23 protein-coding genes are annotated in these 25,984 nt (G+C 53.5%); 14 read left to right on the plus strand and 9 right to left on the minus strand.

Going from position 1 to position 25,984, the window contains the following annotated elements; genetic code table 11:
• Nucleotides 1-63: 63 nt before the first annotated feature.
• Nucleotides 64-612, plus strand: coding sequence for a helix-turn-helix domain-containing protein (locus tag N0B36_RS20005; RefSeq protein ID WP_016155192.1), 549 nt, complete (start codon nt 64-66; stop codon nt 610-612).
• A gap of 336 nt (nt 613-948) precedes the next feature.
• Complete coding sequence (locus N0B36_RS20010) at nt 949-2,349, plus strand: carbohydrate porin (protein ID WP_259688893.1); 1,401 nt, start codon at nt 949-951, stop codon at nt 2,347-2,349.
• A 53-nt stretch (nt 2,350-2,402) separates the two neighbouring features.
• Here N0B36_RS20010 and N0B36_RS20015 read toward each other — a convergent pair whose 3' ends face one another.
• The 6 genes from N0B36_RS20015 to rhaB form a co-directional block, all read right to left on the minus strand.
• A complete protein-coding gene (locus N0B36_RS20015) occupies nt 2,403-2,525 on the minus strand; it encodes a hypothetical protein (protein ID WP_259688894.1) in 123 nt (40 codons plus the stop codon).
• A gap of 115 nt (nt 2,526-2,640) precedes the next feature.
• Nucleotides 2,641-2,955 carry an L-rhamnose mutarotase gene (gene rhaM, locus N0B36_RS20020; RefSeq protein WP_103767188.1) on the minus strand — a complete coding sequence of 105 codons (315 nt, stop codon included), beginning with the start codon at nt 2,953-2,955 and terminating at the stop codon, nt 2,641-2,643.
• The gene (fucO, locus tag N0B36_RS20025) at nt 2,952-4,100 is read right to left on the minus strand and encodes a lactaldehyde reductase (protein WP_259688895.1); all 1,149 of its coding nucleotides are present in this window, start codon (nt 4,098-4,100) and stop codon (nt 2,952-2,954) included. The genes rhaM and fucO overlap by 4 nt, the downstream gene beginning before the upstream one ends.
• Before the next feature lie 126 nt (nt 4,101-4,226).
• Complete coding sequence (gene rhaD / locus N0B36_RS20030; protein ID WP_016155197.1) at nt 4,227-5,054, minus strand: rhamnulose-1-phosphate aldolase; 828 nt, start codon at nt 5,052-5,054, stop codon at nt 4,227-4,229.
• Between the two features lie 143 nt (nt 5,055-5,197).
• A complete protein-coding gene (gene rhaA / locus N0B36_RS20035; protein ID WP_259688896.1) occupies nt 5,198-6,457 on the minus strand; it encodes an L-rhamnose isomerase in 1,260 nt (419 codons plus the stop codon).
• Nucleotides 6,454-7,923 (minus strand): rhamnulokinase, encoded by a 1,470-nt coding sequence (gene rhaB, locus N0B36_RS20040; protein WP_259688897.1) that lies wholly within the window; start codon nt 7,921-7,923, stop codon nt 6,454-6,456. Before rhaB ends, rhaA begins: the two co-directional genes overlap by 4 nt.
• A 300-nt stretch (nt 7,924-8,223) precedes the next feature.
• Between rhaB and rhaS the strand changes: the two genes are divergently transcribed.
• The 8 genes from rhaS to N0B36_RS20080 all read left to right on the plus strand — a co-directional run bounded on the left by rhaS (nt 8,224) and on the right by N0B36_RS20080 (nt 18,417).
• Entirely contained in the window at nt 8,224-9,072 is an 849-nt protein-coding gene (rhaS, locus tag N0B36_RS20045; protein WP_016157890.1) for an HTH-type transcriptional activator RhaS, read from the plus strand.
• 105 nt (nt 9,073-9,177) lie between these two features.
• Nucleotides 9,178-10,026, plus strand: coding sequence for an HTH-type transcriptional activator RhaR (gene rhaR / locus N0B36_RS20050; RefSeq protein ID WP_259688898.1), 849 nt, complete (start codon nt 9,178-9,180; stop codon nt 10,024-10,026).
• A gap of 222 nt (nt 10,027-10,248) precedes the next feature.
• Nucleotides 10,249-10,710, plus strand: coding sequence for a hypothetical protein (locus N0B36_RS20055; RefSeq protein WP_131341564.1), 462 nt, complete (start codon nt 10,249-10,251; stop codon nt 10,708-10,710).
• Nucleotides 10,640-10,954 (plus strand): PTS fructose transporter subunit IIB, encoded by a 315-nt coding sequence (locus N0B36_RS20060; RefSeq protein ID WP_016157892.1) that lies wholly within the window; start codon nt 10,640-10,642, stop codon nt 10,952-10,954. Before N0B36_RS20055 ends, N0B36_RS20060 begins: the two co-directional genes overlap by 71 nt.
• On the plus strand, nt 10,947-12,062 hold the full coding sequence (locus N0B36_RS20065) for a PTS fructose transporter subunit IIC (RefSeq protein WP_047415600.1): 1,116 nt from the start codon (nt 10,947-10,949) through the stop codon (nt 12,060-12,062). Before N0B36_RS20060 ends, N0B36_RS20065 begins: the two co-directional genes overlap by 8 nt.
• Before the next feature lie 87 nt (nt 12,063-12,149).
• A complete protein-coding gene (locus N0B36_RS20070) occupies nt 12,150-14,741 on the plus strand; it encodes a glycoside hydrolase family 38 C-terminal domain-containing protein (protein ID WP_259688899.1) in 2,592 nt (863 codons plus the stop codon).
• Between the two features lie 4 nt (nt 14,742-14,745).
• Nucleotides 14,746-17,235 (plus strand): phosphoenolpyruvate--protein phosphotransferase, encoded by a 2,490-nt coding sequence (gene ptsP / locus N0B36_RS20075; RefSeq protein WP_259688900.1) that lies wholly within the window; start codon nt 14,746-14,748, stop codon nt 17,233-17,235.
• Between the two features lie 3 nt (nt 17,236-17,238).
• Entirely contained in the window at nt 17,239-18,417 is a 1,179-nt protein-coding gene (locus N0B36_RS20080) for an MFS transporter (RefSeq protein WP_259688901.1), read from the plus strand.
• Nucleotides 18,418-18,533: 116 nt separating this feature from the next.
• Here the strand turns inward: N0B36_RS20080 and rhaT are convergent, their stop codons facing one another.
• Nucleotides 18,534-19,568, minus strand: coding sequence for an L-rhamnose/proton symporter RhaT (gene rhaT, locus N0B36_RS20085; protein WP_016157897.1), 1,035 nt, complete (start codon nt 19,566-19,568; stop codon nt 18,534-18,536).
• 201 nt (nt 19,569-19,769) lie between these two features.
• Nucleotides 19,770-21,191 carry an L-fucose/L-arabinose isomerase family protein gene (locus N0B36_RS20090; protein WP_259688902.1) on the minus strand — a complete coding sequence of 474 codons (1,422 nt, stop codon included), beginning with the start codon at nt 21,189-21,191 and terminating at the stop codon, nt 19,770-19,772.
• Nucleotides 21,192-21,446: 255 nt separating this feature from the next.
• On the opposite strand from N0B36_RS20090, the gene sodA reads away from it, so the two are divergent.
• Both sodA and kdgT read left to right on the plus strand, forming a co-directional pair.
• Nucleotides 21,447-22,067 (plus strand): superoxide dismutase [Mn], encoded by a 621-nt coding sequence (gene sodA / locus N0B36_RS20095; protein WP_016155203.1) that lies wholly within the window; start codon nt 21,447-21,449, stop codon nt 22,065-22,067.
• 235 nt (nt 22,068-22,302) lie between these two features.
• On the plus strand, nt 22,303-23,286 hold the full coding sequence (gene kdgT / locus N0B36_RS20100) for a 2-keto-3-deoxygluconate transporter (protein WP_016155204.1): 984 nt from the start codon (nt 22,303-22,305) through the stop codon (nt 23,284-23,286).
• Nucleotides 23,287-23,327: 41 nt separating this feature from the next.
• On the opposite strand, the gene N0B36_RS20105 is transcribed toward kdgT, so the two are convergent.
• Nucleotides 23,328-24,224, minus strand: coding sequence for a dihydrodipicolinate synthase family protein (locus tag N0B36_RS20105; RefSeq protein ID WP_016155205.1), 897 nt, complete (start codon nt 24,222-24,224; stop codon nt 23,328-23,330).
• A 152-nt stretch (nt 24,225-24,376) separates the two neighbouring features.
• Here N0B36_RS20105 and yiiM point away from each other — a divergent pair, with 152 nt between their 5' ends.
• Together yiiM and N0B36_RS20115 are read left to right on the plus strand one after the other, a co-directional pair.
• Entirely contained in the window at nt 24,377-25,051 is a 675-nt protein-coding gene (gene yiiM / locus N0B36_RS20110; protein WP_103767178.1) for a 6-hydroxyaminopurine reductase, read from the plus strand.
• Nucleotides 25,052-25,279: 228 nt separating this feature from the next.
• A complete protein-coding gene (locus N0B36_RS20115; protein ID WP_019077919.1) occupies nt 25,280-25,984 on the plus strand; it encodes a GntR family transcriptional regulator in 705 nt (234 codons plus the stop codon).

Genomic DNA, 25,984 nt, shown 5'->3' on the forward strand with positions numbered 1-25,984 from the left:
AACGTGACTAATTGGCTTTACAAGTCGAACAATTCGTTCGATATAAAAAACATGGAGTCGTGAATGACCCAGCCCATCAGTATGATCGCGAAAAGTCTGGTGCGTGAACGTCAGCGCACCGGTTTGTCGCTGGCGGAGATTGCCCGTCGCGCAGGGATTGCAAAATCGACACTCTCGCAATTGGAAGCGGGCAATGGAAATCCTAGCCTGGAAACGCTCTGGTCGCTGTGTGTGGCGTTAGATATTCCCTTTGCGCGCTTGCTGGAACCGCAGGAGCAAAAAACGCAGGTGATTCGCCGCGGCGAAGGGACAAAAGTCGTGGCTGAGCAGGCCCACTATCAGGCCATTTTACTGGCCGCCTGCCCACCGGGTGCGCGGCGGGATATCTATCTGCTGCTGACGCAGCCGGGCGCGGATCGTATTTCACAACCGCATCCACCGGGATCGGTTGAACATATTATCGTAACGCAGGGTAAGGCGATGGTGGGATTGACGGAAGCGCCGGAGGAGTTAGGTGAGGGCGATTATATTTGTTACCCCGCCGATCAAGCGCATATCTTTAAAGCACTGGAGCCTGACACTCAGGCGATTCTGGTTTCTGAGCAGAGTTAATTGAACGCTTATTAAATAAAGGTGCGGCGATTATCGTTCGCGCCTTTATTATTTTTAATTATGTTTTATTGTTATTCATATAAAATTGTTTTTATTATTTTTAGTTAATTTCAGCACTATTGTTATATCCCTCACATTCTTACTTATATCTACGTTACACATAATAAAATCAGTATGATAATAAATATTAGCCTGCACTGGTGCCACGTTTTAATGTTCTGAATTTATTTCAGTCATCGGTATCGTATTACCTATAAAAATATTTTTTGGATTTGCATGTTGCGCGTCTTCCGGTCGGAAGACGTTGGACGATCTTTATTTCAAGGAAAGCAAATAATGAAGAAATCGACGTTAGCTTTAGCAATAGGTCTATTATTAGTGGCAAATAATGGCTTTGCTAAAACGCAAAAAATGACTCTGGAACAGCGGCTCGAACAACTGGAGGCTCGGCTGGAAGCTGCGGAAAACCGCGCGGCAAAAGCGGAAAATCAGGTGCAGCAATTGCAGGTACAGCAGGCTGCGGAGATCCAGGAAATTAAAGTTGCTCAGGGGAATACGCCAGTCAACGGCACTACGCCCGCGCAAGAGACCAAAAAGAACGCCACCGCCCCTAACCTGGTGCTCTCCGGCTATGGCGATCTGAAAATCTACGGCGACGTGGAATTCAACATGGATGCGGAAAGCAACAAAGGTGTGCTGGCGGCAACTAATTCGAATGTGGGCGACCCAACCAATGAACGCTGGGATCTGAACGGACGTATCCTGCTGGGCTTTGACGGTATGCGTAAGCTGGATAACGGCTATTTCGCCGGTTTCTCAGCGCAACCGTTGGCTGACATGACGGGTTCGGTCAATCTTGATGACGCCGCTTTCTTCTTCGGTCAGGAAAATGACTGGAAAGTAAAAGTCGGTCGTTTCGAAGCTTACGATATGTTCCCGCTGAATCAGGATACCTTTGTTGAGCATTCAGGGCATACCGCCAACGATTTGTACGATGACGGTAGCGGCTACATCTACATGATGAAAGAAGGTCGTGGCCGTTCTGATTCCGGCGGCAGCTTCCTGATGAGCAAACAGCTCGATAACTGGTATTTCGAGTTAAATACCCTGCTGGAAGATGGCACCTCGCTGTATCAGGATAGCCGCTATCATGGTCGTGAAATATCGCAGGAGAAAAACGTGGCTTATCTGCGCCCGGTTGTCGCCTGGACGCCGGTGGATGCGCTGACGATTTCTGCGGCTATGGAATCGAACGTTATCAATAACGCCTATGGATATACCGATCCGCTATCAGGCAAGTTTGTCGATCAGTCCGATCGTACCGGTTACGGTATGACGATGACCTGGAACGGTCTGAAAGCCGATCCGGAAAATGGCCTGGTGTTTAACCTGAACACCGCTTATCTCGATGCGGATAACGAAAAAGATTTTACGGCGGCGGCCAACGCTCTGTGGAAGCGCTTTGAACTGGGCTATATCTATGCTCATAACAAGATCGACGAATTTAACGGTCTGATCGATCACGATGATAATGACTGGTTCTACAATGAGGGCACTTACGATATTCATACCATTCACGCGTCTTATTTAATTCCGAATGTGATGGATATGCAGAACTTTAATATTTATCTCGGCGCTTATTATTCGATGATTAACAGCGATAACAGCAATCCGGAGAATTATACCGACGACGACGACCGTTACGGCGCGCGTCTCCGTTTCAAATACTTCTTCTGATTTTCCGTTCTCAGGCGCCTGGATTCAGGCGCTTTTTTCTTAGAGCCTGGTCATCAGGCTTTTATTTCCCCCACCCAGTTATTTTTGATTTTGAACTTGTCGGCGCGGTTGTAGCTACACGAGTAGTTAAATGCCGTCCCTTCTTCCAGTTTGGTGACGCCGGAGACTTTCAGCATCGGTATGCCTGAGCAGGTGCCGGGTTGTGGGGAAAAGACGTGGATGACAAAACGAACGCAATGCTGCTGACGGGAGAAAAAGTTTCCTCCCCCGTCAGGGGAGGAAACAGAGCGGTTAAGGCAGATAAAACACTTCTTTTAGCTCAGCGCTGACCGGGCTGTTGTCCGGATTGGCGGGCATAACGTCACGCATATGTTTCCACCAACGCTGGCAAACATCGGTGTTGGCAACGGCGTTCCAGCGCTCTTCTGACTCAATCTCGACGGTGGCGAACAGCAGGTTGCGTTCCTGATCGAGATAAATCGCGTAGTGATGGGCACCGTGCTCTTTCAGCACCGCTTCCAGTTCTGGCCAGATGGGATTGTGCCGACGTTGATACTCAACGTGCGCGTCGGCATTCACCTGCATCACAAAGGCCTTGCGGATCATAACGCCTCCAGATACAGCTCGCGGACCTCGTCGCGGCTGGCGGTGCGTGGGTTACACGGCGCACATGGATCGGCGAGGGCTTTATCCAGCCAGCCTTCAATATCCTCTTTCGTCACGCCAAGGGAACTAAAACCAGCCGGAATACCTACACGCTTGCTCAGGGCACGAATCGCGGTGATGGCCTCCATGCTTGCCGCTTCGTCGCTCATCCCGCGGGTGTCCACTCCCATCGCCTGCGCCACTCGGGCAAAACGCGCCACGGCGTTAGGGCGGTTAAAGTTTTCGATGATCGGCAGCAGGATGGCATTGCAGACGCCGTGCGGCAGATTATGGGTCGCGCCTGGCTGGTGTGCCAGCGCATGCACCAGACCCAGACCTGCGCTGTTGAATGCCATACCCGCCAGATACTGACCAAACGCCATTTGCTCACGAGCCTCGAGGTTATGACCATCGTCGACCGCTTTCGGCAGCCACAGGTTGATCAGGCGAATTGCTTCCAGGGCGTTGGCGTCGGTGAGCGGATGTGCGCCAACGGAAACATAGGCTTCCACCGCGTGAGTCAGGGCGTCCATGCCGGTTGCGGCGGTAACGGAGGCTGGGATTTCCAGCATCACGCTGGCGTCATCCACGGCGATATCCGGGATGATGTTCGGGTCGATGATCACCTCTTTGACCTTACGGGTAGAGTCGATAATGACCGCGTTGCTGGTCATCTCTGCTGCTGTACCAGCAGTGGTATTGATGGCAACCAGCGGCACGCCCGCATTTTTCACTTTGCCCACGCCGGAGTAAGCGGTAGAAGGGCCTGGGTTGGCGGTCAGGATCTTCACCGCTTTGGCGGTATCGATCGGGCTGCCGCCGCCGAAAGCGATAATGTAGTCACATTCTGCCCCCTGATATGCCGTAAAACCTTTCTGTACCAGCTCTTCTGTCGGATTCGGGAACACCTCATCAAACAGGTGGTAAGACATTTGATGTTCATCCAGTGCGGCAAACAGGCTATCCAGCAGGCCCAGCTTCACCAGTTGACCATCGGTGACGATCAGCGCTTTGCCCCATTGTTTATTCGCCACGAGATTCACCATATCGGCAATCGCGCCGGCGCCATGCAGGCTAATTTTTGGCAGTGCCAACATAAAGCTCATCACTATTCTCCTTAAAAAAAATCCCTGGTGCCCGATGGCATTACGCTTATCGGGCCGACGGTGAAACGTGCATCGTCATGTAGGCCGGATAAAGCGAAGTCGCATCCGGCGTTGAGTTGGCAGGTATCAGTACAGCTCTACGGCGCTTGCCAGCGGAGTCACGCCAAAGCGTTTAGCCAGTGCTACCAGCTCTTCACGCGTGATGGTCTGCTTCATACCGCCCATCGAATAGATTTTGACTAAAACTTCGGCGGATTTTTCTGCGGTATCTATCAAGCCAAATGCTTCGTCGAGGGAGGGACCGCTGCCGAACACGCCGTGGAACGGCCACAGTACCAGCGAGTGTTTCTGCATTTCCTCGGCGGTTGCCTGGCCGATTTCATCCGTACCCGGCACCATCCACGGCAGAATGCCGACGCCATCCGGGAACACCACCAGACACTCGGTGCTACCTTCCCACAGTTTGCGGGTAATCAGCGGGGTGTTGTTTTCCAGCACGTAGGTCAGGGCGATCAGGTTGGTAGCATGGCAGTGCATGATCACGCGGTCTTTGCCGTTCGTCGCTTTAATACGCTCGCAATGGGAGAGGAAGTGAGCCGGCAACTCGGAGGTTGGCACCGCTTCGTGGGTCAGGCCCCAAAGGATGTGGTAGCCCGCGCCGTCGCTGTCTACTTTCACCACGCCCAAATTTGCCGCGGGATCGAGCTGAACGTTACGGAAAAATTTACCGGAACCGGTGACGATAAACGGCGTGTTTGCCAGCAAAGGCATTGGCTGACTTAGCGCGATATAGCGCGGTTTTTCGTGGAAATCGGCGCTAAATGGCGCAATGTCAGCCTCATCCAGACGCAGCGTCAGATTGCCGCCGTTACGTTCGTCCCAGCCTTTCAGCCACGCGTCGGAAGTGGCTTTGATCATCCCCTGGACGAACCAGGAATTAGTCATGTTTTGCATATTCGGTGATCCTGTTGATTGCCCGATCGTTATCGGGTCTTACGTAGGCCGGATAAGTGAAGATCCATCCGGCAATCGTCTTTCATTCATTGCCGGATAGCGACGTGGGGCGTCTTATCCGGCCTGTAAGCCTGGTGTCACGGTTAGCTACGTTTGCTCAAAATCTCTTTCTCATAGGCGCGCACGCTGTCCAGCCACTGGCTTCCCGCTGGCGTGTCGTGACGCTGGCAATACATCTCCCAGACGGCCTGCCACGGCAGCGATTTTTGCTCTTCCAGCAGGGCCAGACGAGCGGTGTAGTCGCCGCTGGCTTCCAGCTGACGCAGTTGTTCGGTCGGTTCTAACAGCGCGCGCAGCAGGGCTTTTTTCATATTGCGAGTGCCGATAACCCACGCGGCGATGCGGTTAATAGAGGCGTCGAAGAAGTCGAGGCCGATGTGTACGCGGTCGAACAGGTTGTGGCGGACGATCTCGCTGGCAATCGCCTGCGTTTCGTCATCCAGCAGCACCACGTGATCGCTGTCCCAGCGCACCGGACGGCTGACGTGCAGCAGCAGACGCGGTACGTACAGCATGGCGGCGGAGATTTTGTCGGAAATCACTTCAGTCGGATGGAAGTGACCCGCATCCAGGCACAGCGCGGTCTGACGGCTGGTGGCGTAACCCATATAGAACTCGTTGGAGCCCACGGTGTAGCTTTCGGCGCCGATGCCAAACAGCTTGCTCTCGACGGCGTCGATATGGTGCGCCGGGTCGAGTTTTTCGCTGATCACTTCATCCAGTGCTTCAAGCAGACGTTGGCGCGGCGCTAACCGGTCAACGGTAATGTCTTTCATGCCATCCGGGATCCAGATATTCATCACTGACGGCGTACCCAACTGCTCGCCAAAATACGCTGAGACGCGACGGCTGGCTTTGCAGTGGTCAATCCAAAACTGGCGAATGGTGTCATCGGCGTGGGCCAGCGTGAAGCCGTCGGCGCTCAGCGGGTGAGAGAAGCAGGATGGGTTGAAATCCAGCCCTAACTGGTTTGCTTTCGCCCACTCAACCCAGTTTTTAAAGTGTTCAGGTTTGATTTGGTCGCGTGCAACCGGCGTATCGGACTCCAGATAGATCGCGTGCAAATTCAGACGTTTTGGACCTGGGATCAGGCTCAGCGCCTGCTCCAGATCGGCGCGAAGTTCGGTGGCGTTACGCGCTTTGCCCGGATAGTTGCCGGTAGCCTGAATACCGCCTGTGAGCAAGCCCTCCGGATTCTCGAAACCGGCGACATCATCGCCCTGCCAGCAGTGCATGGAGACCGGCAGACGATCGAGCTGGCGTAAGGCCGCCTCGACATCAATGCCTACCGCGGCGAAACGCAGTTTTGCCAGTTCCCAGGCTTGTTCAAGTTGAGTGGTCATGCGCAAAGCTCCTTTGTCTGTCGTAGTGATGGAAACTGCGCCTGGTAGCGGGCAATTTCACTTTCAGGATTTGGAATGAAGGTGGTCAGGTCGTAGTTGGCACGCACCACCTGACGGAAATCATCGACGTTGTTAAGCTCGTCCAGCGTCATCAACTGGATGCCAATATTGCCGAGCGTGGAGGCCTCAATCGGCCCGGACATCACGCGAATACCGCAGGCATCCGCGCACAGCTGGTTCAGCAGGGCGTTCTGGCAGCCGCCGCCAACGATGTGCAGTTGGCTAAATGCTGCACCACGCAGTTGTGCCAGTTCTTGCAGAATGTCAGCGTATAGCAATGCCAGGCTGTCGAAGATACAGCGCGCCAGTTCGGCGTTTTGCTGGGGAACGGGTTGACCCGATTCACGACAGGCCGCCTGAATTTCCGCGCTCATATCGTCGGGGTTGATAAAGCGATCGTCGTTCGGGTTAATCAGGAATTGGCAGGCCGGCAGCGCTTGCGTTTGGGCAATAAGCGTTGGCAGGTCGGTAATCTGGCGCTCTTTTAAAACACGCTGGAGCAGCCACAGTCCCATGATGTTTTTCAGTACGCGGTAGCGCCCTTCCGCGCCCCCTTCGTTGGTGATGTTCGCCGCCAGCGCCGCATCGTTGGTATACGGCGTTCTGCTCTCAAAGCCCATCAGCGACCAGGTACCGGAAGAGAGATACGCACTATTTTTATCGGCCAGCGGTGAAGCGATGACCGCGCTGGCGGTGTCGTGACTGGCGACGGCCACAACCGGAATTTGGTTTTTCTGCGGGCAAATCCAGTGACCAATGACGTTCCCCGGATGCGTCGGGCGACCAAACCAGGCTTTGTCTGCCCCGGTCCACGCCAGCAGCGTGTCATCCCAGTCGTCGGTGTTGATATTGACTAACTGGGTGGTGGTGGCGTTGGTGTATTCCCAGTTCAATTTGCCGGTCAGGCGAAAGCTGAAGTAGTCGGGGATCAGCAGGGCATGTGCCACCTGCGCAAGCAGTTCTGGTTGCTGTTCAACCAGCGCACGTAGCTGATACAAGGTGTTAAACGGCAGAAACTGAATGCCGCTACGGCGGTAGATTTCACCTTTACCTGGCTGCGCCATCGCCTGTGACATAATGCCGGTCGTGCGGCTGTCACGGTAAGAGACCGGCAGACCAACACGTTGGCCGGCGTTATCGATCAATACGTAATCCACGCCCCAGGTATCAATGCCAATGCTGTCTATCCGAATGCCTTCATCACAGACTTTTTTCAGGCCAAGGCGAATGTCGTTTTCCAGGCTGTCGATGTCCCAGGTGTCAAAACCGTCCGTTTTTTGCAAACAGTTAACGAAGCGGTGGATTTCACGCAGCGTCAGGGTGCGGTGTTTACTGTCGTAAAGTGCGAGCATTACGCGCCCACTGGATGCGCCGAGATCGACAGCGACACAATGGCGAAAAGTCATGGCGAGGTCCTTCTGAGTTTTGTTGCACTCAGTCTAAGAACCCCGAATAAAGCGTACCTTCTTGACAGTGACAGCCCCAATTAGCGGCTGGCAACATGGCAAAGGTGAACGTGATGTTGTTCACAGTTTCCACTAATCGCGCGGATTTTGGCGGATGTGACGCCTTCCGCATTTCCCGATCTTTCCCGCCATTTCTTGAAGAATTAACCGTGTTTACGCACTTTGGCGTCAAAAAATTAAGGTGAGGGTAGGAACCCTTAATTACTATTCAGCCATATTCGTTAATCAGGGGGAGCCGTCATGACCGTACTGCATTGCGTGGATTTTTTTCCGACAGGTAAAGCGCCTGTGGCTATTGAACCGCGGCTTCCTCAGCCCGCGTTTCCTGAACATCATCATGATTTTCATGAAATTGTGGTGGTCGAACATGGAACGGGGATCCATGTGTTCAACGGACAGCCTTACACCATCAGCGGCGGTACGGTGTGTTTCGTCCGCGATCATGACAGGCATTTATATGAACATACTGACAATCTGTGTCTGACCAATGTGTTGTATCGCTCTCCGGATGCGTTTCAATTTCTGGCCGGGCTGAATCAGCTTTTACCTCAGGAACAAAATGGGCAGTATCCCTCCCACTGGCGCGTAAACCAGGGCGTACTGCAGCAGGTTCGTCACCTGGTGGGGCAGATGGAGACGCTCGGCGAGGAGATGGATACGCCCACGGCGGCAAATCGCGAGATCTTGTTTATGCAGTTGCTGGTACTGCTACGTAAAAGCAGCCTGATGGAAGCGGCGACCGATAACGATGCACGGCTTAACCTTTTGATGGCATGGCTGGAGGATAACTTTGCCGAAGAGGTGTGTTGGGAGGCGCTGGCCGAGAAGTTTTCGCTCTCTTTACGCACTCTGCATCGCCAGCTTAAACAGCAAACAGGATTGACGCCGCAGCGCTACCTTAACCGTCTGCGACTGATTAAAGCCCGACATCTGCTCCGCCACAGTGATGACAGCGTGACTGATATCGCTTATCTCTGCGGTTTCGGTGACAGTAACCACTTTTCGACGCTTTTTCGCCGTGAGTTCGAGTGGTCGCCACGCGATATTCGTCAGGGGCGTGACCTTATAGCGGGAAGCAGCCTTCAGTAACGCGAAAGCTATCAACGTTTTTTACCGTCCGTTTGCTGATAATCATACCCTTTCATGCCGGATGCGCTGCGCTTATCCGGCAAGCGTACAGGTTGAGGTGATGTGATGGCGAATCATCTGGTTCTTTTGAAATCAGACTTTTTTGCGCATGAGCAGCAGGCTGTCGCCGTGGCCGATCGTTATCCGCAGGATGTCTTTGCTGAGCATACCCACGAGTTTTGCGAGCTGGTTCTGGTCTGGCGCGGCAATGGTCTGCATGTCCTTAACGATCGTCCGTACCGGATAACCCGTGGCGATCTGTTTTACATTCGCGCCGAAGATAAACACTCCTATACCTCCGTTAACGACCTTGTGTTGCAAAATATCATCTACTGCCCGGAGCGGTTAACGCTGAATGTTGACTGGCAAGGGGCGATCCCCGGATTTGACGGTACGCCAAGGCAGCCGCACTGGCGACTTGGCAGCGTTGGCATGACCCAGGCCAGACAGGTGATAAGCCAGCTTGAGCATGAAAGTAATCAGCGCGATGCGCAGGCCTTTACCATGGCTGAGCTGCTGTTTGGTCAACTGGTAACTCACCTTAAACGTCATCGTTATGCCACGGATACGCTCCCGGCGACGTCAAGTGAAACGCTGCTGGATAAACTGATCACCGCGTTAGCTGGTAGCCATGAGCATGCGTTCGAACTGGATACGTTTTGCGAGCGTGAACGATGCAGCGAACGCGTTTTGCGCCAGCAGTTCCGCAGCCAGACCGGGATGACGATCAACCATTACCTGCGGCAACTGCGCATTTGCCATGCTCAGTATCTGTTATCGCATACTGAAAAGCTGATTGGTGAAGTTGCTATGCAGTGCGGTTTTGAAGACAGTAACTATTTTTCGGTGGTATTTAACCGCGAAGTCGGGATGACGCCAGGGCAATGGCGCCATCGTAGTCGGGTGACACAATAATATATAAATGTGGTTTATATATTGCAGTGGCGTTTGGATACATATTCAGACTAAATTAGACATAATGAGTGAATGCTCTGTGCAATAAATCACAGTTGCTCTTTTATTTTTGTTTTATTCTCAGCAAACTTATTTATCGGAGTAACGTTTGTGTTGACCAACTCTATAATCATCAAAAGTCTGCTTTTAATTTTGCTATCTTGCGATCGCAAAATTAAACGTATGCTTGATTATTTTTGCTGGTTTAATTCCGTTAACGATCTGGCTGAAAATGATATCGCCGAGCAGGAGTGTATGGATACGCAAATGGCGCGCGAATGGTCCAGCCTGTGGGACTGCGCCAGCGAAGCTATCGGCGCGAGCGTACGTCAACGCTGTCATCGTCCTGCCCGTTTTGGCCTGCATTTCCCGCAGGCGCTGCTGTGCCGTCGCAAACGTGACGAGCTGGCCTTCAGTTTCCGTAACTCCAGCCTGCACCAACTGTTAGTTTGCCGCCATGCCAGCGGCGCTGACGGTGAAAGCCAGGTTTATCAATTTGTTAGTCCTACACAAAGCACAATGCGCACTTTCGCCATTGTGCTTTTTTTATTGCCTGAATCTACGAGGAATCATTATGTACATTGTTTGTGTTGCAGCTTGTCCGACCGGCGTTGCTCATACCTACATGGCTGCGGAATCGCTTGAAATCACGGGGAAAAACCGTGGGCATGAAGTTAAAGTGGAAACGCAGGGGAGCATTGGCGCTGAGAATGAAATTACGCCAGAGGATCTGGCGCGCGCTGACGCGGTCATCATTGCTGCCGACGTTGCGATTAGCGGGAAAGAGCGTTTCGATGGCATGGTGAAGCTCGAATGCAGCGTCTCTGATCCCATCAAATTTGGCGATGCGGTGTTTGAAGCAGTAGAGCAGGAGGTTGCAAATGGCTAAGTTTCAGGGGGGAGACAAACCGTCTACCGGGATAGAGGTCAAGAACGCCATTATGACCGGCGTTTCATGGATGCTGCCGTTTGTCATTGCTGGAGCGGTGCTAATGGGGATCGCCCGTATCGGCGCTTCTCTCTACGGTATTGATAACATCTGGGATGCCAGCTACGAGCAGGCCGGCATGGTGGTGCAGTTGCTGCACAAATTTGATGGTTTCGGCGGGCTGGCGCTGTCCCTGATGTTGCCGGTGGTGGCCGGCTATATCAGCTTTGCGCTGGCGAACAAACCGGGTCTTGCGCCGGGGATGATTGGCGGACTGCTGGCGAGTAACCTGGGAACGGGTTTTCTCGGCGCGCTGGCGGCCGGTTTTGTCGCGGGCTATATCGTTCGCGCCCTGAACCGCTACATCAAATTGCCGAAGGCGCTCTCCTCTGCTGTGCCTATTTTCATTCTGCCAGTCGGCGGTACGCTGCTGACCTGCGTGGTGATGGCATTTATTATCGGTACGCCGCTGGCGGCGTTGAATCACGGCATGGAAAGCTGGCTGTTATCCATGTCCGGCACGAACAAAGTGCTGCTGGCGGCGGTCATTGGCGGCATGGTTGGGTTTGATCTCGGCGGCCCGATTAACAAGGCGGCGGTGACGACGGCAATGGCGTTACTGGCCTCCGGTATTTATGACCCAAACACCGCCGCGCAGGTGGCGATTATCGTGCCGCCAATTGGTCTGGGTGTCGCTACGCTGCTGTGGTCGTCACGCTTCCCGGAATCCCTGCGTGAGGCGGGTAAAGCCTCTACGTTGATGGGGCTGATTGGTGTTTCTGAAGGCGCCATTCCGTTTGCGCTGTCAAATCCAAGAATTATTGTCGTCAACGTGATTGGCTCGGCGGTGGGGGCGGCGATGGCGGTAGGATTAGGGGCGGTAAACCATGCGCCGATCTCCGGTTTTTACGGCTGGCTGGCGGTAGAAAAATGGCCGATTTATGTGCTCTCGATTGTCTGCGGCTCGGCGATTATCGCCTGCGGCTCACTGTTGATATTCCGTGGCCCGACAGCCACGCCTGAGGTGAGAAAAGAGACGGTGGCGCCGAAATTTAAAGCCAGCCGTTAGACGTACTACTGAATTAATATTTCCCTATGTTTAGCGCGGGTAAATATCCGTGCGGGTTACCTACGCCTTAAAACAGGAATAAACGAAATGAAAACGGTTCATTTAATTCAGCATACGCACTGGGATCGTGAATGGTATTTTACGGAGAATGATTCCCAGGCTCTGCTTTATTATTTTATGGCGGATCTTATTCAACATCTTGAAGCGGATGAATTATTAGGTCCATTTATACTTGATGGCCAAACGGTGGTGCTGGAGGATTATTTCCAACTGGCACCAGAAAACCGCGAACGCGTGCAGGCGCTGGTGAAAGCCGGACGTTTGTTAATCGGCCCCTGGTATACACAGACCGATTTTTTGGTGGTTGGCGCTGAGTCCATCACCCGCAATCTGCTGCTGGGGCAGGCTGACTGTGACGAGATAGGGCCGAGAATGGCGGTCGGTTATGTGCCGGACTCCTTTGGCCAGAGCGCACAGTTGCCCATGTTCCTTAATCAGTTTGCCATCGACCACGCGGTTATCTGGCGCGGCTGGAGCGAGTACGACACGCCGTTTACCGAGTTCCGCTGGCGAAGCCAGGGGGGCAGCGTGGTGACGACGGCGGTATTACCGCAGGGTTATGGGTGCGCTAAGTGGTTGCCGACGGATGCCAACCAGGCCTGGCCGCGCCTCTCTGCGGTTATGGAAAAGCAGGCGGCATTTAGCCGCAGTACGCAGCTACTACTGCCGAACGGTAACGATCAGTCACCGTTTGAGTACGGCGTTCCGGCAATGCTCGACACGCTGAATCAGGAACAAACGGCGTACCGCTTTATTCGCAGCGACTTTAGCCGTTACTTTGCCGCGCTGGCGGATACGCCGCTGGCGATCTTTGAGGGCGAACTGCTAAGCCCGAAATATATGCGTATCCATCGCGGTATTTTTTCTACCCGCATGGATATTAAACAGGCCAACGTCCGGCTGGAGAACTTCGTCAGCCGTCAGCTAGAACCGTTGCTGAGTGTGGCCTGGACGCTGGGGTTGCCCTATCCGCAGCGAGCCGTTGAGACAATATGGCGCGAGGCGATGAAATCCCACGCTCACGATAGTATCGGTGGGTGTAACGCCGATCGCGTGAATGCAATGGTTAAGGCGCGTTTGCTCTCGGGTCAGGAAAAAGCCGAGCGCCTGTACGAGCTGAATATGCAGATGTTGGCAAACGGCATTACGGCGCAGCAACAGGGTAAAAAAATCATCGTCTTTAACGCGCTGCCGTCGGTGCGCGATGGCCTGGTGGCGCTGACGCTCTACCTACCCGGTGAGGCGTTCCGCATTGTTGACGAGCAGGGACAACCCTGCCGCTGGCAGATTATGCGTGAGACATCGCAAGATATGTCCGTCATTGTTCAGGAACTGTCCAATAGCCCCGATCCGGTCTTCTATCGGCGGTGCGATATTTTACTGGAGGTCGCATCGCTCCCCGCCTGCGGCTATACCACCCTGTATCTGCAAGATGAGTGCGCCCCCGGATTTGCTGTGCCGTCCTCGACAGAAGAGGCGCTGGAGAACCCGTGGTTACGCCTGACGCTGGAAGGTGAACAGGTCGTTCTGGTCGATAAGCGCAGCGGTAAGCGCTGGGAGAACCTTATTCAACTGGTGGACGGCGGCGATGCCGGTGACACCTATAACTATTCTCCACCAGAGGATGACTGGCGCGTTACCGGCGCAGGGGCGCTGCTTCACGCCGACTGGCAGCGCGGCGCGCTGGTGGACACGTTGTCGCTAAGCTGGTCTATCGCAGCACCGCACACGCTGGCCGACAGGCAGGAGCACCGTTGTAATGCACGACTGGATGTCAGCATGGTGGTCATGCTGGATCACCAGCGCCCGACGCTGGACCTCCAGGTTAGCGTCAACAACACCTTGCACGATCATCGTTTACAGGTGGAAATTCCTGCTGATGTCTTTACCGATGTCCATTTTGCCGATCAACCGTTTGGTCTCATTCGTCGCGCCAACCGACCGGCCACGCTGGATGTCTGGCAGCAGGAAAATTGGGGTGAAGCCCCGGCATCGCTGTGGCCAATGCAAAGTCTGGTAATGATGCATGATGGCAAGCAGGGCATCAGTGTGGTGACGGATGGGCTGCGAGAATATGAAATTCCCGCAGAACGCCCATCGGTTATCGCCATTACGCTACTACGTAGCGTGGGTTGGCTGGGACGTGCCGGTATGCCGTGGCGTCCGGGACGCGCATCCGGTATGGCGTTGCCTTCCCCAGACTCACAGATCCCAGGCGAATTTAGCGCCCGCTTCGCGCTCATCCCGTTGTGCGATGGTGAAAGCCCGAACTTCTGGCGTGAAGTCGAAGCCTGGCGCACACCGCCAGTTGGCTGGCTGGATTCCGGCTGGGCGCGTTTTAAAACTAATCCACACGCGCTGACATTCCCGACAGCCTACAGCCTGCTGCACTGGGAGACACCACTCCATTTCAGCACCTTGAAAAAAGCGCAACGTGAAGATGCGCTGATTTTACGCGGCTGGAACCCCGGCTCGCAGCCGCAGATCAGCTCAACGCCGGTTGCTGATGCGACAGTGCGCGAAGTTACGCTGGCGGAAAAATCGCTGAACTCATCGCATGAAACGATACCGGCCTGCACGCCGATCTCATGGCGTATTACGCCTGCAGCCAGAGGATAATATTGTGTTAAACATTCGTTTTACCTGCCCGTTGCCAAATGGTCTACATGCCCGCCCCGCCAGTGCGTTAGAGCAGCGCGTCAGCGCATTTCAGGCTCGCGTTCAAATAGGCAATCTGCGTAACCAGCGTCAGGCCGATGCCCGTAGCGTGTTGGCGATGATTGGGACCGATATTTTGTATCAGGACCCGTGTGAACTGGTGATTGAGGGCGAGGATGAATCTGCCGCGCATCAGGCGCTGACTCAGTTTGTGAGGCAAGAGTTTGCCGCGTGTGACGAACCCGTTGCCCAGACGCCGGAACGGGTGGAGCAACCTCTGCCGGTTTTTCTGGCGCAGACCCGCGCGGAGTGGGTACGCGGTAACGGCGTGAGCGCTGGGCTGGCGCAAGGGGTGGCAATGCATCTGGGCGTGCCGGATCTGTATCAATTGGCAGAACAAGAGGCGGTGGCGGCGCCGGCTGTACAGCGAGTCGCGCTGACGGCGGCACTTGAGCATGTACGCCGCGAGCTGCACGACGCATTACCGCATACACAGGGAGAAGCCGCAGCGGTGCTACAGGCTCATGTCAAACTGCTGGACGATGCGCTCTTCGAAACCTCGCTACTTACCGACCGTACAGCGCGCAATGCGCTGGCAGCATTGGCGCTGGCGCTGGATGAACTGAGCGCGCCGCTGCGCGAAAGTCGCAGCGTCTACCTACAACAGCGGGTGCTGGATTTACAGGATTTGGGCCTGCGTCTGGCGGCGCATCTCACCGCGCAGCCGCTGATGCCGCAAACGGCATTGTCGCAAGACACCATCGTTATCAGTCCGGTTCCCATAACGCCAGGCCAGTTTCTGGCGCTGCGCGGCCCGCATCTGAAAGGTGTAGTGATGGGCGCGGGCGGGGAAACATCACATACCGTCATTCTGGCGCGATCGTTTGGGGTTCCGCTGCTGAGCGTAGAGGCGGCGGAAGCGGGGCATATTCGCGGTGGTGAAGCGCTGCTGCTCGACGCTCGCCACGGGGTGGTGGTGGTGTCACCGGATGAGCAAGCTCTGCGGTGGTATCAACTGGAAGAGGACAAACGTCAGCGCCTTGAGGCGCGTTTACAGCCGCTTATTCAACGCCCTGGGGCGACGCAAGAGGGCGAACGGGTGACGGTGCTGGCGAATATCGCGCTGGCGGCGGAAGCGGAAGCGGCATTTGCCGCCGGGGCGGAGGGGATTGGTCTGTTCCGCACTGAAATGCTGTTCTGCGAACGAGCCGCGCCGCCTGACGAGGAGGAGCAATACCAGGCCTATCGTCATGTGCTGGAACAGGCGCGGGGGCGTAAAGTGGTGATCCGTACGCTGGATATTGGTGGTGATAAACCCTGTGACTATCTGGCGATGCCGCCGGAGGAAAACCCCTTTCTTGGCTGGCGCGGCATCCGCCTGTATCCCGAATTTATGTCGATTTTCCGTCCTCAGATACGTGCGCTACTGCGTGCCAGCGCCGCCGGACCGTTGCACATTATGGCGCCGATGGTGACTACGCTTGCTGAGGTGAAGTGGCTGCGTGAACAGTTCCAGCAAACGGCGGCGCAACTGCTGGCCGAGGGGGCGGCGGTTGGGCAGTGGTCGCTGGGTATTATGGCGGAAGTGCCATCAGTGCTTTATCTGCTGGAGAAAGCCGCTGCGTATATCGACTTTGTTTCGATTGGCAGCAACGACCTGACGCAATACTTCCTGGCCTGTGACCGGGGCAACGCGCAGGTTCGACATCTCTACAACTATTTTGACCCCGCGTTTTTACAGCTACTGAAGGAGATGACGGCGCGCGCGCAGCGGGCCGGTATTGAGATCAGCCTGTGCGGCGAGATGGGCGGCGACCCGTCGGCGCTGGCGCTACTGTTGGGCGTTGGTTTACGACAGATCAGCATGTCCTCAAGCCGTATTGCGCCAGCCAAGGCGCGCTTAATGACCTTAACCCTCGCGCACAGCGAGCAGACGCTGGAACGGGCATTAGCTTGTGAAAGTGGTCAGGACGTGGCGCTACTACTTTCACAACAGGTGGCGGCACAAGCAAAACCCGTGTTTGATCCCGCCCTGATCCTGCTCGATCGGGCGATTACCCGTAAAGCGGAGGCGATTAAGGTGCTCACCGATAATCTGGAGGTCGAACAGCGGGTCTTTTCCGGCTCAGCCGTTGAAGAGGCTATTTGGCAGCGTGAGGCGATTTTCTCTACCGCATTAGGATTTGCAATTGCGCTTCCGCACTGCAAATCGGCGGCGGTCGCGCACAGTAGCGTGTCGGTGATGCGTTTGAGTGAGCCGCTTGCGTGGAGCGACGGGGTGGATGTCTCGCTGGTTATCATGCTGACGGTGAGTGAGCAGGAGAAGGGCGATCATATGAAAATCTTCTCCCGTCTGGCGCGTAAGTTGATGCATGTGGATTTCCGTGAGCAGTTGCTTGGCAGCACGTCGCCGCAGGATGTCGCCGTGCATCTGGCACAGGAAATGGCGGGATAAATCATGGTACAGAATCCTCGCCGAGCGTTCATTCTGCTGTCGGCTGTCTTTTTTTACTGGGGCGTCCTGACGGCAATTAATAGCGCCACGATTCCCTTTTTCCGGCAAGTTTTTTCGCTTTCATGGCGAGACTCGATGTTGGTAAATGTGGCGTTTTATCTCGCACCGTTTGTGATTTGTTTACCGTGTTCAGGCTGGATGGTGCGTTTAGGGTATCGCAGCGCACTCTTACTGGCGTTGATACTTGCCGCAAGTGGTTCGGTGGTGATTGCCGTATCGCTCTGGCTGGTGTCATTTGCCGGTTGCCTGGTGGGGATTTTCATTGTGGCGATGGGGGTTGCGGCGATGCAGGTGGTCGCAAACCCTTATGTTAATCGGCTTGGCGAGGCGCAAAGTGCGGCTGGACGCCTCAGCCTGGCGTCGTCCATCAACTCCCTCGGGGCGGCGCTGGCGCCTGTCGTCCTGGCGGTTGTTCTGGCTGGCTCTGTCATTTCAGTTCCAGGGATGTATCTCGGTTTGATGCTGGTGGGAGGCATACTGCTGGTTGCGTTATACCGTTTTTCAATTGCTGATTTTCGTGACGCGCACGAGAATATTTTTTCTGCGATTCGTGCGCTCAGGCGCTATGCGCAGTTTCGTACTGGGGTGAGTGGCATTCTTGTTTACGTTGGCGTTGAAGTCAGCATTGGTACTACGGCTCTCAGCTATCTTCACGACCCGTCTTTGGGCGGGTTTTCGCTTGCACAAGCGACCTCCTTTATCGCGTTGTACTGGGGCGGTGCATTGGCGGGGCGGTTTTTGTATGGCTTGCTGGCTCACTGTTGCCGACCTCAGTTGTTGTTTTGCCTGTGTTCTTCGGGAGCGGTACTACTAACCGTTGCCGCGATAGTTTTCGCTAACCGTTTTGGCGGCTATTGTCTGCTGGCGACGGGACTCATGAACTCGGTGATGTATCCCATTATTTTCTCTCGCACGCTCTTCGGACTTGATCGCTATGCGGCATCTATTTCTGCTTGCTTGATTATGGCGGGCATTGGCGGCGGGGTGCTGCCCTTTATCCAGGGGATGGTTATTGATGCTATTGGCCTGCGTTTGAGCTTTTGGGTGCCGGTTATCGGGTATCTGTTTTTATTGCTGAACGGATTTAAGCTATACGCTCGAACGGAGGTATTTTGTGAGTAACGTCATCATTATTTGGTTAATTTAAGATAGTTCAACGGAAACTGATTCTCGGTGATATTTAACCGTAAAATTGGGATGACGCCGAGCCAGTGGCGTCATCTCAGTACCCAACATGATTAGCTGGCCATTCCCAGACCAACAATGTTTGCCGCGACAATGATCACTACGCAGCCAAGACTTAGCACGCTGACCGGACGTCTCCCTGCATTGCTCCACTCTTTCATGATCAGGCCCACGATACCGCCGCACAGGACGTAGAAGCTCATGTGCAGCATCCAGCTCATGTAGTCATACTGTGCTGGAATTTTGGCATGGCCCCAGGCGTAAAAGAAGAACTGGAGATACCACATCAGGCCAGCAAGCGCAGAAAACAGGATATTGCTGATAATCAGCGGTTTTGCTAAAGAGAAATCGGCCTTTACTGACAGGTTTTTCATTTTTGCCAGACGAATGAAGCAGTATCCCAGATTGATCACCGCACCACCGCCCATGATGACTACGTAGCTTGGCAGGGCGACATACAGCGGATCGATACCGAGTGTTGCAGCGGCTTCGTGCATTGGTTTAGCCGCATCCATGGCAAAGGACATCCCCGCGGAGAAAAAGCCGCACATCACCGCCAGTATCAGACCTTTTTTCAGATTGAACTCTTCGGCTTTGATGCCCATCTTGCGCTCTTTTAACTGTCCGGCGCGGGTGACAATCGCCACTCCGATCAGGGCGACCAGCACGCCGAGCAGGGTCATACGTCCGCCTGGTGTGCCAATGAGCACGTCAAATTTACCGGCAATGATTGGCGTCATTAAGGTACCAACAATTAGCGTAATGCCGATAGCGATCCCGATCCCCATCGACATACCGAGATAGCGCATAGTCAGGCCATAGTTGATATTACCAATCCCCCACATGGCACCGAATAAAAATACCGGCAGCAGGGTGGACGCACTGAATGAACTGTAATAGGCCCAGAAGTCCGGCAGAAGGATCGCGCTGACGAGCCAGGGAAGGATCAGCCATGAAACAAAACCACCTATAGACCACATGGTTTCCCAGGACCAGTGTTGTACCTTTTTAAAAGGGGCATAGAAACAAGCGGCACTAGCGGCACCGATAAGATGCCATATTATCCCCATCGTAATTGCGTTACCCATTCTGTTTCCTTTTGAATTATCGATTTGGCAGGATGAAAACACCCGTTTTGATGTTCAAAAGTCTAAAGAGTGAGCAATAGATTAACCTTCAGCATGCTGCCGTGTGATCAGTAATGCTGGCAAAATTCAGGGGATGAAAGGGATATTGATCACAAATGCGGCCCCGCCCCTCTTTTTTGAGAAGGGCGGAAATATAGAGGATTAGCAAATTCTTACTGCCTGAATACCCAGTAGCCAGGCGAGTTTTTCCAGTGCCTCGCCATGGTGCCCCAGGCCAATGCTGCAATGATGAGCTGGGCCGCCCATGCACCATTGTGTGGTGAACTCGCGAGCTGATAACGGGAAGCGATAGCGGCTATTGGTGTTGCCAATATCCAGGACTTCACCTGGCACAGCTTCACCTTCGGCATACTGTAAACGCACCCCGTTTTCGGCATCTTCAATTACCGAAAGAAAGGTCACCGGACCTGATTTTACGGTCATCTGGATAGATACACCTTTACCGGGTTTACCATGATAAACCGGCAGCGGCACCAGACTCACCGGACCATCCGCCATCAGCGGGTGTGCCGGACCGTCATGTCCCCACAAAACAGCATCATCATTAAATTCAATGCCATATGGTTCTGAGAATGAACCGCCAGCCCCCAGAAGTTGCTGAATTTTCATCGCCAGCACATTTTTGATTTCATATTCTCCCGCTACGGGAATACCACGGTGGGTAAGCAGCGTGTTGCCGAGAATGATTGAGGTGATGATGTTCTCGTAAGCGTTGCCGTTACGGCCTTCATAGTAATAGGCTAGTGCACCGAGTTTATTCTGGGCAATTAGTTTATCCATGGCGCAGGCAGTGGTGAGTGCGCGGTTGAGCTCTGCAGGTTCGCATGCCGCATCCAACTGAAGTACACGGTGCATTTCCTGTCGTTTGGCGTTGAGGTCTGCCTCGCTGACCTGCTCGCGATATTCCGCCAACTCACACATTTCCAGTGGCTTAAAGCGCACGCCCATTTTGGCGGACAAATTCGTCATATTGCTGTAAACGTCTACCATGCCGTCATAATAGTGCCCGAGGACGCCGACCTGACAATTTGCCAGCATTTGACGAGCGTTAAGTGCCTGTAGCCACTGCGCCGTTTGTTGCCAGACATACTCATCGCCCTGTAATGCGCCAACAATCAACTGAAAGCGGATATTCGCACGGTTAAACACGTTTGCCAGTTCGGGGGCGCTGCAGGCCTGACAGTGCGCCAGCCACTCTCCAGTACGGCCTCCCCGATCGGGAATTTGACGGATTGTTGAATAAGGCAGCCCTAGCTCTGGCTGTAGGGCCAGAATAATGACCGGTTTATTGATACTCTGCACAAGCGGTAGCACCGTTGAGCTGAGCGCATAGGTGCTGATGTAAAGACAGACAGCATCGACCGGCTGTTGCTGCAACCGTCTGATAAGGGCATCGGCTTTATCGACGTTATCAATCAGGCCGCCATTAATCACGCTGGCTTGTTGCGCCGTCAGGCGCTCATCAATTGATTGCAGATAGCCCTGAAGACGTGACTCCAGGCCTGTAAATTGGGGCCAGTATGTGTCGAGGCCGATACCAAAAAGGGCGATGTTGACAGACATAGCAATATTTCCTTGTGAGATAATTTTCAGACTATGTCGTGCTTTATCTCCCATGTCCTTCATGTCGCTGCCTATTTTCTACTCAGATTGGCAAAATCAGCCTGATTTTCCCAGTGATGCTCACACTTTTACCTCATAATAGCCATGTAAAAAGTACGGCATTGATAATCATTTTCAATATCATTTAATTAACTATAATGACCCAACTGCTTACGCGGCGTTAACACTGGCCGCCCGACAATACTGGAGATGATTATGAGTTATACACTGCCATCCCTGCCGTACGCTTATGATGCCCTTGAACCGCACTTCGATAAGCAGACGATGGAAATCCACCATACCAAACACCACCAGGCTTACGTAAACAACGCGAACGCTGCGCTGGAAAGCTTGCCTGAATTCGCGAGCCTGCCTGTTGAAGAGCTGATCACCAAACTGGATCAACTGCCAGCAGACAAGAAAACCGTACTGCGTAACAACGCGGGCGGCCACGCTAACCACAGCCTGTTCTGGAAAGGTCTGAAAACCGGTACTACGCTGCAGGGCGACCTGAAAGCGGCTATCGAACGTGACTTCGGCTCCGTGGACAACTTCAAAGCTGAATTTGAAAAAGCTGCGGCAACCCGTTTTGGTTCCGGCTGGGCGTGGCTGGTTCTGAAAGGTGACAAACTGGCTGTTGTTTCCACTGCTAACCAGGATTCCCCGCTGATGGGTGAAGCTATCTCTGGCGCTTCCGGCTTCCCGATCGTGGGCCTGGACGTTTGGGAACACGCTTACTACCTGAAATTCCAGAACCGTCGCCCGGACTACATCAAAGAGTTCTGGAACGTGGTGAACTGGGACGAAGCTGCCGCGCGTTTCGCAGCGAAAAAATAAGTTCTACGCTTTAGTAAGCCCCTGCAAGCGATGCTTGTGGGGGTTTTTTTGTGATCAAAATCAATATAAAAACAATGATCCACTTAAATTGAAACAAGGTTTTATTATGCGAGTGGGATCACTTTTATAGTCTCTATGAATGTCTATCTTCGTTTCATCAAGACGGGCGCATCTCATAAGCAAGATGCAATCGCCCATAAAAATTGCCCCATTTTTATGTCTACAGGTGATGGAAATGCAGATCAAACGAACGATAGAGAAAATCCCAGGCGGCATGATGCTGGTGCCGCTTTTTCTGGGCGCGTTGTGTCACACCTTTTCCCCCGGCGCCGGGAAATACTTCGGCTCCTTTACCAACGGTATGATCACCGGTACGGTGCCTATTCTGGCGGTCTGGTTCTTTTGTATGGGGGCGTCGATCAAGCTAAGCGCTACCGGTACCGTACTGCGTAAATCGGGTACGCTGGTCATAACCAAGATCCTGGTAGCGTGGGTGGTCGCGGCGATTGCTTCACGTATTCTGCCGGAACATGGTGTAGAAGTTGGTTTCTTCGCCGGGTTGTCTACGCTGGCGCTGGTGGCCGCCATGGATATGACCAACGGCGGGCTGTATGCCTCGATTATGCAGCAGTACGGCACCAAAGAAGAGGCCGGGGCGTTTGTCCTGATGTCGCTGGAGTCTGGCCCGCTGATGACTATGGTAATTCTGGGAACCGCCGGGATCGCTTCGTTTGAACCACACGTGTTTGTGGGGGCCGTATTACCGTTCCTGATTGGCTTTGCGCTGGGGAATCTGGACCCTGAGCTGCGGGAGTTCTTCAGCAAAGCGGTGCAGACATTGATTCCTTTCTTTGCCTTCGCGCTTGGTAACACCATTGATTTGAGCGTGATTGCGCAGACCGGTGTACTGGGTATTTTGCTGGGCGTGGCGGTAATTATCATTACCGGTATTCCATTGATTATCGCCGATAAACTGATTGGTGGCGGCGATGGCACAGCGGGGATTGCGGCCTCCAGCTCAGCCGGTGCGGCGGTCGCTACGCCAGTGCTGATTGCTGAAATGGTTCCGGCATTTAAACCGATGGCGCCGGCAGCAACTTCCCTTGTCGCCACGTCGGTGATTGTGACCTCCATTCTGGTGCCGATTATCACTTCCATCTGGTCGAAAAGAGTTAAAGCCAGGGCGGCGGAAATTGATATTCGTAGCGCCGTGAAGTAAGTCTCTTTTGCCGGATGGTCTGTTCCATCCGGCTTAACGATTTAGGCTTTGACGACAAATACCTCATCGATGGTCCGACACTCACCCTCGTTCAACTCTCCGCCGGCATTTCGTGACACGCCGGTGCAATAGCCAAACTTACGCGATACCACGGTTTTGATGGTGGTGACGAAATCTTCGCCGATGGCGTAGATGGACATGTAGGTGCCAATCTGGTCCTGAATGTCGCGAAGTGCTGTCAGGTCGCCCTGTTTAAATGCTTCCCGTGCGCTGACAAACAGTTCAGGCATGACGTTGTTTAATCCTGAAATCACCCCCGCGCCGCCTGCCAGCAGGTTAGGAATGTAGTATTCGTCATAGCCGGACAACACGGCAAAATCCTCCCGTACGGCGCGGGTGGTCTGGATCATACTGCGAGTATGGGACTGGCAGTCGACGGTATCTTTAATGCCTGCGAAGTTGGGGAACTCGGCGGCGAGGGTGGCAACCAGTTCGGGCGTTAAATCGCAGCCAGTGCGCGCCGGAAAGTTATAGGCAAACCATTTACCGCTGAGCTTCTGCCCCAACTGACGGAAGTAGCTCAGCAGCTGTTTTGCCGTTTGCCCATAGTAGTAAGGCGGCAGGATCATCACGGCATCGTAATCGGCGCGATACGCTTCCTGCGCCATCAACAGCACATCATTCTGGCAGGTGGATGAGACGTTGGCGACCATCTTCAGCGAGCTCATGGCGCGAGCCTCGCGGATCAGTAACAGCTTTTCTTCGAGCGTAAAGGAGGCAAATTCCCCGATGCTACCCATCAGCAAAATCACGTCGATTTTGGCCTCGGTAAGGCGTTTGAGATGCTGGCTCAGACCGTTAAGATCGATCTTGCCGTCATTATCCATTGGCGTAATGGAAGGACACCAGACGCCAGCAAATTGCGATTGACCAGTCACGTTGTTGACTCCTTATTTGAAATGATGTTTCAAAACCAGATTACATTGATAGCATGTGTCCCTAAGTTTCATGTGAACCGTGCTCTCATTTTGAGCGACTGGGGTAAAATAAATGTGGTGTAATGGGGGAAATTTATCGGGAGAGGGAATAGATGCGATATCCGGTCGATGTTTTTACAGGCAAGGTTCGGGACTACACGGGAAGCCGTCCCAGCGCGATTGCTAAGGTCCAGGTTGACGGCGAGCTGATGCTGACCGAACTGGGGCTGACGGGTGATGAACAGGCGGAAACGAAAATTCACGGTGGGCCGGATCGCGCGCTGTGCCACTATCCGCGTGAACACTATCAGCACTGGAGACAAGAGTTTCCGGAGCAGGCAGAGCTCTTTGTCGCGCCCGCGTTTGGCGAGAATCTCTCTACTGAGGGGCTAACGGAAGAGAATGTATTTATTGGCGACATTTTCCAGTGGGGAGATGCGCTGATTCAGGTCACGCAGCCGCGCTCGCCGTGCTTTAAGTTGAATTTCCATTTTGGCATCAGCGATATGGCCAGCCAGATGCAGGAGGCAGGCAAGACGGGCTGGTTGTGTAGCGTCATCGCTCCAGGCCAGGTGTCGGCGGACGCGCCTTTGATCCTGGCTTCACGCGTCAGCGACGTCAGCGTGCGGGAGGCGATTGCCATTGCCTGGCATATGCCGTTTGATGACTCACAATATCACCGTTTACTCTCGGCTGCCGGGTTATCGAAAAGCTGGACCAGAACGATGCAAAAGCGTCGTTTAAGCTGCAAGATCGAAGACAATTCCCGCCGTTTGTGGGGAAAATAAAGCCATTCTGGCCATGCAATTAAATCAGGTGGTAACACCTGATTTGCCTCTTTCGTGGTTCTTATCTCTGCATACTAAGGTGGGTTAAAAAACCTGCCTGTCACGCCATGTTTTCAGTCCATTCTTGATACCTGGCCCACAAAAAGAAACTCTGTGTTGAAAAAAAACTTGAGTATTTCCTGCACTCAAATATCTTAGCTTTAAATTGGTTTAAACCAGATGAGCAAGATGAAAAAGAAAAACAATGTTGATGTGCTTAGAGAGCGCTTTGAAAGCTGGTTAAACGAGAATAATTTGCCAGCGGGCTCTAAATTGCCTTCGGAGAGAGAGTTATGTGAGTTGCTGGATGCGAAGCGCATGACTTTACGTCAGGTTCTGATTGAGCTTGAGATCGATGCGCGTATCTTCCGAAAGAACCGCAGTGGTTGGTTTATTTCATCGAAGCGATTTATTTATAATCCCAAATCACTTTCCAGCTTTAATGCTGAAGCCTGTGCTCAGGGGCGCAAGCCTTTTTGGGGTTATTTAACCAAAGAAACGATTGCGACGGTTCCGCACCATGTTGATGATGTTTTTCTCTCCTCCGGTGATCGCTATTTAGTTACCGGTTGGTGTGGTCTTGATTCGCATAAAGTGTTTTACCATGAGTCCTATATTGATGCTGATGTTGCGCCAGGATTCATTAACAAATTGGGCAATCAGTCTTTTGCCAGCGTCTGGGAAGATGCGTTTGGTCATGCTTTAAATATCAAAGAAATGATTTTTAAACCGGTCAATATGCCAGAAGTGGCCTGCAAAGAGTTGGGCGTTGCGCCTAATACTTATGGAATTTTAGTAGAAAAACATCGGGCTACCCGAGATAAAAAAGTGGTTCAGGTTGATTTTGAATACTGGCGACTTGAATCTGTGGAACTTGTTATTCGTGATGAATGA

It is taken from the genome of Citrobacter sp. XY323 (genome assembly GCF_025106035.1).
In the GTDB taxonomy this organism is placed as follows: Bacteria; Pseudomonadota; Gammaproteobacteria; order Enterobacterales; family Enterobacteriaceae; genus Citrobacter; species Citrobacter braakii.

What these genes read in the sequence shown, in the direction of transcription:
- N0B36_RS20080 (WP_259688901.1), top strand. Translation starts at nt 17,239, where the DNA reads ATGGTACAGAATCCTCGCCGAGCGTTCATTCTGCTGTCGGCTGTCTTT.
- N0B36_RS20015 (WP_259688894.1), bottom strand. Translation starts at nt 2,525, where the DNA reads ATGCTGAAAGTCTCCGGCGTCACCAAACTGGAAGAAGGGACGGCATTT.
- rhaS (WP_016157890.1), top strand. Translation starts at nt 8,224, where the DNA reads ATGACCGTACTGCATTGCGTGGATTTTTTTCCGACAGGTAAAGCGCCT.
- N0B36_RS20065 (WP_047415600.1), top strand. Translation starts at nt 10,947, where the DNA reads ATGGCTAAGTTTCAGGGGGGAGACAAACCGTCTACCGGGATAGAGGTC.
- N0B36_RS20070 (WP_259688899.1), top strand. Translation starts at nt 12,150, where the DNA reads ATGAAAACGGTTCATTTAATTCAGCATACGCACTGGGATCGTGAATGG.
- N0B36_RS20055 (WP_131341564.1), top strand. Translation starts at nt 10,249, where the DNA reads ATGCTTGATTATTTTTGCTGGTTTAATTCCGTTAACGATCTGGCTGAA.
- fucO (WP_259688895.1), bottom strand. Translation starts at nt 4,100, where the DNA reads ATGAGCTTTATGTTGGCACTGCCAAAAATTAGCCTGCATGGCGCCGGC.
- N0B36_RS20090 (WP_259688902.1), bottom strand. Translation starts at nt 21,191, where the DNA reads ATGTCTGTCAACATCGCCCTTTTTGGTATCGGCCTCGACACATACTGG.
- rhaR (WP_259688898.1), top strand. Translation starts at nt 9,178, where the DNA reads ATGGCGAATCATCTGGTTCTTTTGAAATCAGACTTTTTTGCGCATGAG.
- yiiM (WP_103767178.1), top strand. Translation starts at nt 24,377, where the DNA reads ATGCGATATCCGGTCGATGTTTTTACAGGCAAGGTTCGGGACTACACG.
- rhaT (WP_016157897.1), bottom strand. Translation starts at nt 19,568, where the DNA reads ATGGGTAACGCAATTACGATGGGGATAATATGGCATCTTATCGGTGCC.
- kdgT (WP_016155204.1), top strand. Translation starts at nt 22,303, where the DNA reads ATGCAGATCAAACGAACGATAGAGAAAATCCCAGGCGGCATGATGCTG.
- rhaB (WP_259688897.1), bottom strand. Translation starts at nt 7,923, where the DNA reads ATGACTTTTCGCCATTGTGTCGCTGTCGATCTCGGCGCATCCAGTGGG.
- N0B36_RS20005 (WP_016155192.1), top strand. Translation starts at nt 64, where the DNA reads ATGACCCAGCCCATCAGTATGATCGCGAAAAGTCTGGTGCGTGAACGT.
- rhaA (WP_259688896.1), bottom strand. Translation starts at nt 6,457, where the DNA reads ATGACCACTCAACTTGAACAAGCCTGGGAACTGGCAAAACTGCGTTTC.
- N0B36_RS20115 (WP_019077919.1), top strand. Translation starts at nt 25,280, where the DNA reads ATGAAAAAGAAAAACAATGTTGATGTGCTTAGAGAGCGCTTTGAAAGC.
- N0B36_RS20060 (WP_016157892.1), top strand. Translation starts at nt 10,640, where the DNA reads ATGTACATTGTTTGTGTTGCAGCTTGTCCGACCGGCGTTGCTCATACC.
- sodA (WP_016155203.1), top strand. Translation starts at nt 21,447, where the DNA reads ATGAGTTATACACTGCCATCCCTGCCGTACGCTTATGATGCCCTTGAA.
- N0B36_RS20010 (WP_259688893.1), top strand. Translation starts at nt 949, where the DNA reads ATGAAGAAATCGACGTTAGCTTTAGCAATAGGTCTATTATTAGTGGCA.
- rhaD (WP_016155197.1), bottom strand. Translation starts at nt 5,054, where the DNA reads ATGCAAAACATGACTAATTCCTGGTTCGTCCAGGGGATGATCAAAGCC.
- rhaM (WP_103767188.1), bottom strand. Translation starts at nt 2,955, where the DNA reads ATGATCCGCAAGGCCTTTGTGATGCAGGTGAATGCCGACGCGCACGTT.